General features: G+C 37.4%; 14 protein-coding genes and 1 tRNA gene. 3 read left to right on the top strand and 12 right to left on the bottom strand.

The window, feature by feature from the left end; genetic code table 11:
- Positions 1-321: 321 nt before the first annotated feature.
- From BW964_RS05490 to holA, 6 genes are all read right to left on the bottom strand, one after another.
- Positions 322-406: transfer RNA gene (locus BW964_RS05490), tRNA-Ser, on the bottom strand.
- A gap of 213 nt (positions 407-619) precedes the next feature.
- Positions 620-847: a glyceraldehyde-3-phosphate dehydrogenase gene (locus tag BW964_RS05495; protein ID WP_076505498.1), complete on the bottom strand. Its 228-nt coding sequence runs from the start codon at positions 845-847 to the stop codon at positions 620-622.
- A gap of 131 nt (positions 848-978) precedes the next feature.
- Positions 979-1,368 carry a hypothetical protein gene (locus BW964_RS05500; protein WP_076505500.1) on the bottom strand — a complete coding sequence of 130 codons (390 nt, stop codon included), beginning with the start codon at positions 1,366-1,368 and terminating at the stop codon, positions 979-981.
- A gap of 1,665 nt (positions 1,369-3,033) precedes the next feature.
- Positions 3,034-3,975, bottom strand: coding sequence for a thioredoxin-disulfide reductase (trxB, locus tag BW964_RS05505; protein WP_076505502.1), 942 nt, complete (start codon positions 3,973-3,975; stop codon positions 3,034-3,036).
- 441 nt (positions 3,976-4,416) lie between these two features.
- On the bottom strand, positions 4,417-5,310 hold the full coding sequence (locus BW964_RS05510; RefSeq protein WP_076505504.1) for an alpha/beta hydrolase family protein: 894 nt from the start codon (positions 5,308-5,310) through the stop codon (positions 4,417-4,419).
- 54 nt (positions 5,311-5,364) lie between these two features.
- Entirely contained in the window at positions 5,365-6,402 is a 1,038-nt protein-coding gene (holA, locus tag BW964_RS05515) for a DNA polymerase III subunit delta (RefSeq protein ID WP_076505506.1), read from the bottom strand.
- A gap of 7 nt (positions 6,403-6,409) precedes the next feature.
- Here holA and BW964_RS05520 point away from each other — a divergent pair, with 7 nt between their 5' ends.
- The 3 genes from BW964_RS05520 (at position 6,410) to BW964_RS05530 (ending at position 8,847) form a co-directional block, all read left to right on the top strand.
- Positions 6,410-6,841 carry a type I restriction enzyme HsdR N-terminal domain-containing protein gene (locus BW964_RS05520; protein WP_076505508.1) on the top strand — a complete coding sequence of 144 codons (432 nt, stop codon included), beginning with the start codon at positions 6,410-6,412 and terminating at the stop codon, positions 6,839-6,841.
- 492 nt (positions 6,842-7,333) lie between these two features.
- On the top strand, positions 7,334-7,945 hold the full coding sequence (locus BW964_RS05525; RefSeq protein ID WP_076505510.1) for an HAD family hydrolase: 612 nt from the start codon (positions 7,334-7,336) through the stop codon (positions 7,943-7,945).
- Between the two features lie 158 nt (positions 7,946-8,103).
- On the top strand, positions 8,104-8,847 hold the full coding sequence (locus tag BW964_RS05530) for a dienelactone hydrolase family protein (RefSeq protein WP_076505512.1): 744 nt from the start codon (positions 8,104-8,106) through the stop codon (positions 8,845-8,847).
- Positions 8,848-8,953: 106 nt separating this feature from the next.
- On the opposite strand, the gene BW964_RS05535 is transcribed toward BW964_RS05530, so the two are convergent.
- From BW964_RS05535 to BW964_RS05560, 6 genes are all read right to left on the bottom strand, one after another.
- Positions 8,954-9,313, bottom strand: coding sequence for a cupin domain-containing protein (locus BW964_RS05535; protein WP_076505513.1), 360 nt, complete (start codon positions 9,311-9,313; stop codon positions 8,954-8,956).
- Positions 9,310-9,837, bottom strand: coding sequence for a GNAT family N-acetyltransferase (locus BW964_RS05540; protein ID WP_076505515.1), 528 nt, complete (start codon positions 9,835-9,837; stop codon positions 9,310-9,312). Before BW964_RS05540 ends, BW964_RS05535 begins: the two co-directional genes overlap by 4 nt.
- Positions 9,838-9,840: 3 nt before the next feature.
- On the bottom strand, positions 9,841-10,446 hold the full coding sequence (locus BW964_RS05545; protein ID WP_073334924.1) for a DUF2911 domain-containing protein: 606 nt from the start codon (positions 10,444-10,446) through the stop codon (positions 9,841-9,843).
- Positions 10,447-10,475: 29 nt separating this feature from the next.
- The gene (locus BW964_RS05550) at positions 10,476-10,988 is read right to left on the bottom strand and encodes a methylated-DNA--[protein]-cysteine S-methyltransferase (RefSeq protein ID WP_076505517.1); all 513 of its coding nucleotides are present in this window, start codon (positions 10,986-10,988) and stop codon (positions 10,476-10,478) included.
- Positions 10,989-11,245: 257 nt separating this feature from the next.
- Positions 11,246-11,794, bottom strand: a complete 549-nt coding sequence (locus tag BW964_RS05555; protein ID WP_104669434.1) for a DinB family protein — start codon at positions 11,792-11,794, stop codon at positions 11,246-11,248.
- A 54-nt stretch (positions 11,795-11,848) separates the two neighbouring features.
- Positions 11,849-12,367 carry a Crp/Fnr family transcriptional regulator gene (locus BW964_RS05560; RefSeq protein WP_076505521.1) on the bottom strand — a complete coding sequence of 173 codons (519 nt, stop codon included), beginning with the start codon at positions 12,365-12,367 and terminating at the stop codon, positions 11,849-11,851.
- Between the last annotated feature and the right edge of the window lie 14 nt (positions 12,368-12,381).

Genomic DNA, 12,381 nt, shown 5'->3' on the forward strand with positions numbered 1-12,381 from the left:
TTGGAAATATTCTTTCTCATTAATACTGTGCTATTTGTGTTTATATCACCCAATATAGATAAATATACAATATCCCATATCCTAATTTTGAAAAATTTCAAAAAGTGTAGTAAAACTACGATTGAACTCTGATTATTATGATGTCTGAAATGACATTAAGACCACTTTGATTTCATCCAGAATGTGAAACCTCATTTTAACAGTATCAACGAATAAAGCAGCTCATTATCTGACCAAATGGCAGAGTAATTAAATGTAGGGAAGAAAACTTTAATTAAAAAAAAACCTACTGATGATCAGTAGGTTTATGTTTAACTTTAGCGGAGAGAGAGGGATTCGAACCCCCGGACCTGTTACAGTCAATAGTTTTCAAGACTATCGCAATCGACCACTCTGCCATCTCTCCTGAATAACGGCTGTACCGTTGTTTTCAGTGGTGCAAATATAAAACGATTTTACATTTCTGCAAAACTTTTCCCTGATAAATTTTAACAAAACTTAATAATAGGCTTAAAATCAGGCGAATTATTTTCACTCATTTCTTTACAACAGATCCCGACTATTACGTTCCAGAACTAAAAGTGTAGTCTTTGTAGTACGTTTGGGACTTTTGTTTTGTTTAGATCTCCTTCACTTCTTCCCTATCCACAATGGAAATGAAACTGTTTTTCAGAAAATCCGACGGATATACAAACTGATCTCCGTTTTCTCCCTTCACCACAATGGCGCCCTGCTCATCGTTCAGGCATTTGTCCAGCTGGCTTTGCATTTCGTTCAGCTTCCCCTCCTTTACATCAATGGTATAGGTTCCTGTGATGTGTTTTATTTTTATGATTTTGTTGTGCATGATTGTAATTTTTGATGGGTGATAAATTTAGGGATTTTAGTTTAACTGAATATTATTTTGTTTTTAACAGGATGAGATATAGAAAAACAGCCCCTAAATCGGGACTGTTTTTTACAACATTTAAAGTACTACTACTTCAAGTCTCGTTTTGTGGAAAAGTTCTTTTTCAGTTCTTCTTTGATATCGTTATCAAGATCTACAAACTCCTTACGCATTAACCAATGATAAACATTTTGTTGACCAATAGTTACCACATAAGCCTGTTCAAAATCCCATCCTAATGCTCCCATATAATTCATAGCATCAACCATAGAGTTGAATTCTTTATTTGATCCATCAGAATTCTTCATTCTATTACTTTGCCAGAAACTTGTAGCCTGACCGTAATCAATTTCAACAGTAACTTTTTTACTTAGAAATTTAGATGTACCAACAATTTCAGCATAGACATACTTTGGAGTTTCCTGTGCAAAACTTAACGTGGCAATCGTTACTGCCAAAAACAATAATAGTTTATTCATAATCAAAAAATTTCAGCAAAGAAATAAACAATTATCACAGATATTCTGCGGTAACCCATAATAGATATAATCCTTATTTAAAAACTGGTTATTTTCGTTTAAGTATAATAAAGGATTCATCGCAATTGATATTATAGACTTATTTTCCGCTTCAGAAATTGTTTTTTTCTATCTGTTTATAAAACACCTCATATACCCTAAAGCTAAGAACTCTAAGAAAGCAAAGAGGTTTCACTCAAGAGTATATGTCCCACATCATAAAGTGGTACCTCCCCCCTTCCATAAGTGGATAAACCCCCTTCACCAAGGAAGTATAAGTAGTTACGTATTTGCCTCAGAACACTTTCGAAGTGGTCACAACCATTTGATGAACCTGCTGGAGACCGTAAATAAACTTTACGCAAACACTTTATAAGCCGATATACCTATTACCTAAACTGATAAAACCACTTCCATAAAGTGGTAAAGCCAATTAAGGAAATGATGGGAGGCATTTTGCAGACCACCCAGAGAGAGTTCGGAACTATCTGAAGAACGAATTGGCATGAAAATCTGCGTCATTTGTTAAATCTGCGGGAGATAAAAGCTGAAATCGTAGGCTAAAATTCTGGTGTCTTTTTAAACGGGCTAAAGCAAGTTTCTATTCAGTATAATGATTTTCAACTCATCACAAAGACAGTCTGACGGTCATTGCGAACCGTAGGTGAAGCAATCTCATTCAGCTCATTATAAAAAATTCTGGTTAAATAGATGGCTTCGTCACTACGCTCCTCGCAATGACAAAAAGGGTTTAAAGATGTATGACTTTTGTGGTTTATATGTATCTTTTTTAACCACCCCGTCAAAAATTCTTTGAATTTTCGCCACCCCTCCGAAAGAGGGGAATATTGATCCCTGCTAACTAAAATGGGTTTGACAGATTTACTATTGCAATAAAGAAAATCAAAGATTTTCATAAGAAATTAAGTTTTCTTCTTATGCGTAATATACTTACTTAAAAATAACGAAAGTGGTTGAAAGCTTTTGTGACTTTTGTGGTGGATATTACTCTTTTAAACCACCCCGTCAAAAATTCTTTGAATTTTCGCCACCCCTCCGAAAGAGGGGAATGTTGATCCCTGCTAATTAAAATGGGTTTGACAGATTTACTATTGCAATGAAGAAAATCAAAGATTTTCATAAGAAATTAAGTGTTCTTCTTATGCGCAATATACCTACTTAAAAATAACGAAAGTGGTTGACAGCTTTTGTGACTTTTGTGGTGGATATTATTCTTTTTTAAACCACCCCGTCAAAAATTCTTTGAATTTTTGTCACCCCTCCGAAAGAGGGGAATGTTGATCCCTGCTAATTAAAATGGGTTTGACAGATTTACTATTGCAATGAAGAAAATCAAAGATTTTCATAAGAACTTAAGTGTTCTTCTTATGCGCAATATATTTACTTAAAAATAACTAAAGTGTTTGAAAGCTTTTGTGACTTTTGTGGTGGATATCTGTGCTTTTTTTAAACCACCCCGTCAAAAATTCTTTGAATTTTTGACACCCCTCCGGAGAAGGGGAATGTGATGCGCGCCGGTTACAATTTTTGTGGTAAGAAGCGGGAGCGAGTGACATAAAAAAAGCGTACCCAATGGGTACGCTCTGTATTGTGAAAAGTTGGATATTAATGTAATTCAGCAAGATACTTCTCTGCATCCATTGCAGCCATACATCCGCTTCCTGCAGCCGTGATCGCCTGTCTGTAGATATGATCCTGAACATCTCCAGCAGCAAATACCCCCGGAAGATTGGTTCTTGTAGATCCTTTTTCAGTAAGGATATATCCATTTTCGTCAAGATCGATCTGTCCCACGAAGATATCTGTATTCGGCTTGTGACCGATAGCGATGAAGATCCCGTCCACCTCTACTGAAGATTTTTCCTGAGTCTGGTTGTTGATGATCATTGCTCTTTCTACCAGGCTGTTCTCTCCTTCAATTCCAATTAACTCATGGTTGAATTTCACTTCAATATTCGGGGTGTTTTCTACTCTGTGAATCATCGCTTTAGAAGCTCTGAACACGTCTTTTCTTACCAACATTGTTACTTTTCTTGTAAGCTTTGCAAGATAAGTTGCTTCTTCTGCCGCTGTATCTCCCGCTCCTACAACTACCACGTCTTTTCCTCTGTAAAAGAATCCGTCGCACGTTGCGCATGCTGAAACACCGCCTCCTGCATATTTCTTTTCGTCATCAAGACCCAGATATTTTGCCGTAGCCCCTGTAGAGATAATCACTGTTTTGGCGAAGATCTCCTTATTTCCTGCGTATAATTTATGAACACCGCCTTCTTCTTTGGAGAACTCAGCTTTGGTGATCATTTCGTAATGAACTTTCGTTTCAAATCTTTCCGCCTGCTTCTGAAGATCCATCATCATTTCAGGTCCTGTAATCCCTGCCGGATATCCTGGAAAGTTATCAACCTCCGTAGTTGTGGTTAATTGTCCGCCCGGCTCCAAACCTGTATATAATTCTGGTTTCAAGTCTGCTCTTGCTGCATAAATAGCCGCTGTAAAGCCAGAAGGCCCGGATCCAACGATCACACAATCTAAAATGTTTTGTTCCATAATTTACTTTGTTCAAAAAGATTTTAATTCAGTCCGCTAATTTCGTAATTTTTAATGTTTTATTAAAGGATTTTTAATGATACTTGTCAATATCAAATATGTAAACTGTCAATTACGGTTTAAGGGTATTAAAGTTAGAGAGTTGGGAGATAAATGGGTTTGGAGAGGATTATCAGTTGTTTGTTGCTGGTTCTTAGGGTTAATATGTTAAGATACCAGGGTTTTGGGATGCGAGTTGGATTGGTTGCTGTAGATCGTATTATCGGGTTAATAGCCTATCGTCTGATTGACGTCTAAAATCCTGGTTAATACAGCGCAAATAGATCGGGTTACTGCGGCTCTGAAACCACCATTCCTCATGTCTGAAACCACATATTTCCCAAAGTTCGCCATTCACTTGCAAAGCAAAATTAACCTTTCACAATTAACCTTTCACTCCAACTACTCCATCATCCACTTCACCAGCTCATTGCCATCCACAATATTCCATGAATGCGGATGTTTTGTTCCATCTGCCCGGATGCCGCGGTCCCGGGTCTGGATCAGTTCCGTATGTTTGCTTCCTTCTTTCTGTAAGGTCTGAACGGCTTTTTCCAGTACGTAGGCATTAAGTTCTTCGTAGGTTCTGTTTTTCTTTTCAAGCTGCCATTTCAAGTCAGGTTCGCAGTAAAATCTTGTTTTAATATTCTTAAGATAGTGGATATTGCCTTCATCAGGAGATGCAGACATTAAATAAGGTGAAAATGTTTTATATTTTTCACGGTTCATACCCGGTTTTCCTATTTCTTTTTCCAGAAGTTCAGTCAGGAACTTTCCTTCTTCTACGGCGTCAGGATCAGCATTTTTGGTTACATCCTTTCTCGCATTCGCATACAGCTTTTCAAGATCAATTGGAGAATCTACAACCAGCAGACCTTTGGGCTGTATAGGATCATGATTTTTAATTAAAAAAGCAGCCAGAAGAAGTGCGACATTTCCACCTCCGGAAAAACCTCCGATGTATGTATGGTCTGTGGAAATTTTATTGCGCTTAAATATCTTGTGTAACGATTTTGCGTACTCCTGTTTTTCAGATTCCGTTAAAAATAATTTCTGATTATAATCTAAAAGAATCGTGGTAACCCCTTTCTTTTCGATGCCTTTTAAAAATCCGGCTTCAGTTTTCGTATGTTCAATATTGCAGGGAAAGCAGGGAAATAAAACAAGGACCACTTTCTGGTCCTTTGCAATCGTTAATTCATAATGACGGCCTTTTATTGTCTGCCCTGAAACATTCTGAGTCGCAAAAACCATTAAAAACAAAGATAAAACAATCAGCAAGATACTTTTTCTCATATCAACAAAAAATAAAGCCTTAAAACACGCCCAAAATAATACTCTCAAAACTCCTTACACCTTCATTTTAATCTTATCCACATTGATGATCTTATACACCAGTTCTTTGATCAGTTCTGCTTCTCCCATATTGACCGCTCCAAGGCCCTTTCCTTTCATATCGAATTCTCTTAAGATCGAAATAACTCTGGTAGCGTGTTTCAAAGGATAAAGTCTTGCACTTTCTGCATAATCTTTGATAAAATAAGGATTGACACCCATTTGTGAAGCGATAACCTGCGGCGGCTGTCCGGCCATCGTCTGATAAATAATCACATTGGAAAAGTAGCTGTAAAGATTGGCCAACATCATGACAAATGGGTTGTTCTTTGGATTTTTACCCATAAAATGGGCAATCCTGAAAGCAGCATCTGCATTTTTGGTTCCCAAAGCTTTCTGAAGCTCAAAAACATTGTATTCTTTACTGATTCCGATATGATTTTCTACGATCGTTCCGTCCAGCATTTCGCCTTCTTTAAGGATGATCTTTAGCTTGTTCAGCTCGTTGGCAATTCTTGAAAGATCATTTCCCAGATATTCTGCAAGCAGATGGGAAATATTCGGAGCTGTTTTGATTTTCAGCTGAGCACATTCGTCAGCAATCCATTTGGGAAGATTGGAATCTCTTACCGATTCGCTTAAGAAAAGTGCTTTGGCTTTGTCTAAAGCTTTTGTCGCTTTTTTTCTGCTGTCAAGTTTCTTGTGTTTATGGGCAAAAACCAGCACCGTAGAAGGAACAGGATTTTCCACATAGGTTTCCAGAACCCGGTTTTCATCTTCATTGAATTTCAGATCCTGCGCTTCCTTGACGATGATCACCTGCTTGTCTCCCATCATCGGAAACTGTCTGGCCAGAGAAAGGATCTCCTGATAAGAAGTATCTTTTCCATATACCACCGTCTGGTTAAAAGCTTTTTCATCTTCCTCCAGAAAGTCATGTTCAAGCACTTTTACAGCAGCATCAATAAAGTAAGGTTCTTCTCCGTGGAAAAAATAAATAGGTAAAACTTCTTTATTTTTAATATTTTTGAGGATTAAATCTAATTCTTTCATCTTATTAATGGAACTTCCAAAACTGAATTTTCAGGAAACTTTTGATTTTAAATTCAAGAAAGACAAAGATAAGTTTTTTATTTATGACTTGGTCCGCAAAACTTACCTTCTGCTCACTCCTGAAGAATGGGTCCGCCAGCACTGGATCCACTATTATCTTACAGTAAAAGGGTATTCTGCATCAGCACTGATTACTGAAAAAAAGATTCTTCTGAACGGCCTCACCAAAAGAATCGACCTCCTGGTGACAGAGAAAACCGAACCCGTCATCCTGATCGAATGCAAAGCCCCACAGATCAAACTGACGGAGAAAACTTTTGAACAAACCGCAAGGTATAACTCCATTATCGGAGCGAAAGAAATTATCCTCACAAATGGCCTTCATCATATCAACGCCTATTACGAAAACGAACAGTATCAGTTTTATAAACCGGAGTAAACGGCTGGCATTTTCACTTACAAAGTTTGAAATAACAAGAAAGCCCGCTAATCCCAACCTCAATTCCCGGATTAGCTCTCCTATTCCTCTCCTCCGGAGGGCTGGCGAAAATTCAAAGAATTTTTGACAGGGTGGTTTAAAAAAGAATAATATCCACCACAAAAGTCACAAAAGCTGTCAACGACTTTAGTTATTTTTAAGTAAATGTATTGCGCACAAGAAGAACACTTAAGTTCTTATGAAAATCTCTGATTTTCTCCTTATGTGAGCTTATTATTTTCAAGATGGTAAACCTATTAAAAATAAAAACTTTTGTGACTTTTGTGGTTAAATAATATACATATGTTTATAATTTTTTTGCTTTTCTGTTGGTATGAACTTAATGCTTACAGAATTATAATCTTTTGAAATTTAAGCCTTCCAAGGGCTTTAAATACCAAAACTTTTGCGACTTTTGTGTTTAAATAAAATTAAAAAAGTTTAAAAATATCTATGGAAATTAAAAATATCATCTTCGATTTTGGCGGCGTATTAATGGACTGGGATCCCAGATATTTCTTTAAAGATTATTTCAATGATGATGAAAAAATGGAATACTTTCTGGAAAACATTGCTCAGTCTGAATGGAACGAACAACAGGATAAAGGAAGAAGTCTGGCTGAAGGCACCGATATTCAGGTGAAAAAATTCCCTGAATGGGAAAAGGAACTCAGAGCCTATTATGACAACTGGACGGTAATGCTGAAAAGTGATATTCCTGAGAATGTAGAGATTTTAAGACGTTTAAAAAATACAGAGTATCACTTGTTCGGACTGACGAACTGGTCTGAAGAAACTTTTCCGTACGCATTGGAAAACTATGACTTTTTTCAAATCTTTGATGGAAAAATCGTTGTTTCAGGAACAGAAAAACTAATTAAACCTGATCCGAAAATCTGGCATGTACTGCTGGAAAGATATGATATCAAGGCCGGTGAATCTCTTTTCATTGATGATAATCCTAAGAATATTGAAATGGCTAAGTCGCTAGGCTTTATCACCATCAAAATCAATCCTGATACGGATCTGAAACAGGAACTGGAAAACGTAGGCGTTAAGCTCTGATTGGCTTCCAGTTTTAAAATTTATATTTATCCTTATCATAAGTTATTTTCAGTAATTTAGATGAGGATTTTTTATGTCCGATAACGGTCAAGCATTAAAGATAGCGTCTTCACCACGAGAACAGACATGCATTTAATCCTTTAATTAAATTACAAAATATGATACGTACCATTTTATTAACAGCTTGTATAATGAGCACAGGAACACTTTTCAGCCAGAAGCTTAAAACCGTTTCTTATCAGGACGGAACACAAAAACTGAATGGCCTTGTCACTTCCAACGCCGGAAAAAAACTTCCTGGTGTTTTGATCCTTCCAGCCTGGAAAGGCATTGATGATGAAGCTAAAACCGCTGCTGCCGAACTTGAAAAGCAAGGGTATATTGCCTTTATTGCAGACATTTACGGAGAAGGAAATATTCCTACAGATAATGCTTCTGCCGGTAAAACTGCAGGATACTACAAACAGAATTATGAGGCCTATCAGAAACGTATTTCTCTGGCACTGGAACAATTGAAAAAGAATGGAGCGATTTCCGATAAAATTGCTGTGATCGGATATTGTTTCGGAGGAACGGGTGCTTTGGAATCTGCAAGGGGAAGCCTTCCGGTTGTGGGAGCAGTTTCCATTCATGGAAGTATCGGAAAGGATCAGACCAGAAAAAACGGACCTATTGCCACGAAGATTTTAGTGGAAAATCCAGCTGACGATCAGGGAGTGACTCCTGAAGATTATAATAATTTAATCAAGGAAATGAACGAGGGCAATGCGGACTGGCAGATCATCACTTATGCTCACTCAAAGCATACCTTCACTGATCCGAAATCCCCTGATTATAATGAAGTGATGGCCAAAAGAGCGTGGAATCATACGCTGCTGTTTTTGAAGGAAATACTGAAATAAATGAAATTGATTTCAATGTAACAATTTAACAGTATAACAGTGTAACAATGATTTTACCACGGAATGTAATTAGTCAATTGCTACCCTGTTATATTGGTCTATTTTTTCACTCTTCCCTGTTCACCAATTCCATAGAAAAGGCAGGAAGACAGATGGCAACATAGTCGCAAGGTTCTGAGAACGGATTACTGTAACGTACTCTTGCCCCTTTTTCAATCAGAATGCTCTGTCCTTTTTCAAGAATGACAATTTCTCCATCGATTTCAAATTGCTTTTTCCCCGAAATAATAAGGGTAAATTCATCAAATTCGGGAGTCTGATGCGGCTCGCTCCAGTCTGGTGGTGCCACCATATGGGCAATGGATACATTAGAATTTCCTGTGGAGTTTCCCCAATGTTCTTCGATCAGTTTTCCGTCTGTAGTAGGAACGACGAAGGGTGACTTCTGGATTTTATATTTTTTCATGAGTGATTTTCTTTTTTGATTTCATACACAAAATTGGTTCTTGTAGGCTCTGCGAAATAAGCGACTTCCTCTTCTCCAATCTTCTCTCCGCCAATTCTTTCCAAAGCCGTTTGAGAGCGGAAATTCTCCTTACCGATGTGGAAATGTACTTTATCTACAAACTGGAAGATATAATCAAGCATGAGTTTCTTTACCTGCGGATTAATTCCTTTACCCCATGATTTTGTTCCATAAAAGGTATAGCCAATGAAAATATGGTTTTCCTCTTCATCAAAGTTATAAAACCGGGTGCTTCCCAAAACATCACCGGAAGATTTTTCTATGATTTTAAAAGCGCCTCCGCTTTCCATAGCTCCCTTAAAAAAGTTTTCAAATACTTCTCTTTTGTAGCGGTCTTTGTTGGGATGCTGCTCCCAAACCCGCGGATCGGACGCCACTTCATATACAGACTCAAAATCCCCTTGCTGTAAGGGGATTAATTGATATTCCTGATTTTCTAAAACAGGTTGAATTGAAAATTTCATTGCTTAGCTTTTTGCTTTTGCTGCGTCAGATTCTATTTTCTTGATTTCTTTCAGTTTATCTGAAATTTTGATTACCGCATCAGGTTTTGCAGGTTTCAGAGCCACTTCTGCCTGAACCATATCCCACTTAATAACTAAGTTTCCTGAATTTTCGTCGGTCGGGTTTAATGTGATTTCAAACCATTCCTGCTTATCCGCCAGTTTATTGACAGGCACTGTAATATCTACCACATCCTGTTTTGGATCATAGGTGTAAGCGCCCCACTGCTGGAAATCTTTATTCAATATCACCTTCCATTCTTTTTCTGTAGGAACGATGAAAAGACCGTAAGTTCCTGCCGGAACCATTTTTCCACCGAAATTAACAGATTGTCCGAATGTGATTTTTGTAGATGAGTTCGCTCCTGCTCTCCAAACCTGTCCGTAAGGAACAAGCTCTCCGAATATCTTACGTCCTTTCACCCCAGGTCTTCCGTAATCGATGCTGATTTTAGACATTGAAAACTGCTGCTCGACCTTCTGACGCGGACTTGCAGCCGGTACTGAGTAATCCTGAGCAAAACTTAAAGCCGAAGCTGATAGGCAAAGTGCAAATAGTAACTTTTTCACGTGTAAATTTTTGCCTAAATTTACAAAAATCAAAATAAAATAGCCTTTTCTAATTCCAATAATTTTTGCTTTCTCCAGATTCCTCCTGCATAGCCCACCAGCTCTCCGTTTGAGCCAATGACCCGATGGCAGGGTATCAGAATAGCGATTTTATTAATGCCATTGGCCGTTCCCACAGCACGTATTGCCTTGGGATTTCCTAAAAATTCAGACTGCTGTTTATAGGTTCTGGTCTCCCCCATAGGGATTTCGCGCAGAAGTTGCCAAACCTTTTCCTGAAACCCGGTTCCGGTGGTGTACAATGGAACATCAAATGTTTGTCTTTTGCCCTCAAAATACTCCTTCAGCTCTTCTTCAAGCTGTTTGAAATGCACATGATCTCCTTCTTTAATTTCTGCTTTTAATGCTTTTGATAAGGATATGAATTGTTTTTCAAAATTTTTCCGGTCGGTAAATTCGAGCAGGCAGATTCCCTGGTCAACAGCGCAGGCAACCATTTCTCCCAACGGAGTTTGTAGCGTTTTTTTGTAGATGAGTTGCATTTGTTTAAGATAAAAATATACAGTGATGTTCCCCAATATTTACAATCATGATCTCTATTATATAAAATTACTGAAAATAAATACATTTAATTGACCTACTTCCCTTTCACTCAGTGTAACATTACTAATGCCTGACTTCTTTTGAGTATTTTCAGTCATAGTCTTGATAAGATCCATCCAATTGAGATGGAACATTGGTGGAATATCACGTAATCATTTATAGTCAATCTGTAAGTAAATTCTGCAATTCATTGTTTTCAAAAACTCTTCATGATTTTTTTTATCTGAAGAATATGCCTCTCATTGTGATAGATCACAAAACGAAAGGTATCGCCCAATTTAAGCTTGATCAGTTTTGAAATGCTGATGCTTGTTTTTACTTTATTAAGATCAATATTCCTTGCTTTTGTAAGTAATTCCAGCAATTGATCCTGTTGTCTGATGAACTCTTCCACCACCCTTTTATCCAGCTGACTGTTGATGGGATCCATGTTTTTAAAAGTTTTCATCTTGTTCAATTTTTCCTTGGGAAGCATCGATTGAGCAAAATAGTTTCCTAAAATTCCCGGTTTAAAAACTGGTGAAGGAGAAGTTTTGGAAGCTGAGATTCTATGACTGATCCCAGGGATATAAAAGTTTCCGTACCGGTTCAGATGCTCCAGACATTCCAGCACACTCCAACTTTCATGTGAAGCTCTGGAATTGAGTTTTACCTCAGATTCATGCAGAAGATTTTTCGCTAACTGACTATGTTCCTGTACCTGTATTTTCAGTTGGTCCAATAATTTTGACGCAGACATTTTCATTGATAGTTTTTATACAAATTTCGGAATCTGTTTTTTCTTAAATCTTGACTGAACTCAAGATTTTTTGAGCCTTGACAAAGTTTCCGGAGACATTCTGAGGTAATTGGCAATGTATTTATTCGGAACTTCCTGAAACAGTTTGGGACTTCTCTTCAATACTCTGCTGAAACGTTCACCAGGGGAACTGATCAGCAGATCTTTTTCTCGTTCAATCTGTTGCAAAACAAGGTCTTCCAAAATACGGTTCCAAAACTTAAGATTTTCTTCATTTGACTGAATAAATTGATAAAAATCTTTTTTAGAAGCTATCCTTACCCGTGTTTTTTTGATCGCTTGAATATAAAAATCCGAAGGTTTACCGGACAGAAAGGAATCCAAAGAAACAATAATATTTCCTGTATATCCGAAGCGGATAATGCGTTCTTCATTTTCGTCCATCATAAAGATCCTGACGCTGCCATTGTCTACAAAATAAATATCAGTATCTGTACTTCCTGAAATCTTGAGAAATTCATTTCTTTTGAATTCTTTTTCCTCCCAATAAAGGCCACTGTTAAGTAGTTTTTGAATCATTTGACATTCCTGTT

Origin of the sequence: Chryseobacterium shigense, from assembly GCF_900156575.1 — a bacterium.
Lineage (GTDB): Bacteria > Bacteroidota > Bacteroidia > Flavobacteriales > Weeksellaceae > Chryseobacterium > Chryseobacterium shigense.

Excerpts from the sequence above, each read along its gene's own strand:
- BW964_RS05495 (WP_076505498.1), bottom strand. The coding sequence starts at position 847 with ATGCACAACAAAATCATAAAAATAAAACACATCACAGGAACCTATACC.
- BW964_RS05500 (WP_076505500.1), bottom strand. The coding sequence starts at position 1,368 with ATGAATAAACTATTATTGTTTTTGGCAGTAACGATTGCCACGTTAAGT.
- trxB (WP_076505502.1), bottom strand. The coding sequence starts at position 3,975 with ATGGAACAAAACATTTTAGATTGTGTGATCGTTGGATCCGGGCCTTCT.
- BW964_RS05510 (WP_076505504.1), bottom strand. The coding sequence starts at position 5,310 with ATGAGAAAAAGTATCTTGCTGATTGTTTTATCTTTGTTTTTAATGGTT.
- holA (WP_076505506.1), bottom strand. The coding sequence starts at position 6,402 with ATGAAAGAATTAGATTTAATCCTCAAAAATATTAAAAATAAAGAAGTT.
- BW964_RS05520 (WP_076505508.1), top strand. The coding sequence starts at position 6,410 with ATGGAACTTCCAAAACTGAATTTTCAGGAAACTTTTGATTTTAAATTC.
- BW964_RS05525 (WP_076505510.1), top strand. The coding sequence starts at position 7,334 with ATGGAAATTAAAAATATCATCTTCGATTTTGGCGGCGTATTAATGGAC.
- BW964_RS05530 (WP_076505512.1), top strand. The coding sequence starts at position 8,104 with ATGATACGTACCATTTTATTAACAGCTTGTATAATGAGCACAGGAACA.
- BW964_RS05535 (WP_076505513.1), bottom strand. The coding sequence starts at position 9,313 with ATGAAAAAATATAAAATCCAGAAGTCACCCTTCGTCGTTCCTACTACA.
- BW964_RS05540 (WP_076505515.1), bottom strand. The coding sequence starts at position 9,837 with ATGAAATTTTCAATTCAACCTGTTTTAGAAAATCAGGAATATCAATTA.
- BW964_RS05550 (WP_076505517.1), bottom strand. The coding sequence starts at position 10,988 with ATGCAACTCATCTACAAAAAAACGCTACAAACTCCGTTGGGAGAAATG.
- BW964_RS05555 (WP_104669434.1), bottom strand. The coding sequence starts at position 11,794 with ATGAAAATGTCTGCGTCAAAATTATTGGACCAACTGAAAATACAGGTA.
- BW964_RS05560 (WP_076505521.1), bottom strand. The coding sequence starts at position 12,367 with ATGATTCAAAAACTACTTAACAGTGGCCTTTATTGGGAGGAAAAAGAA.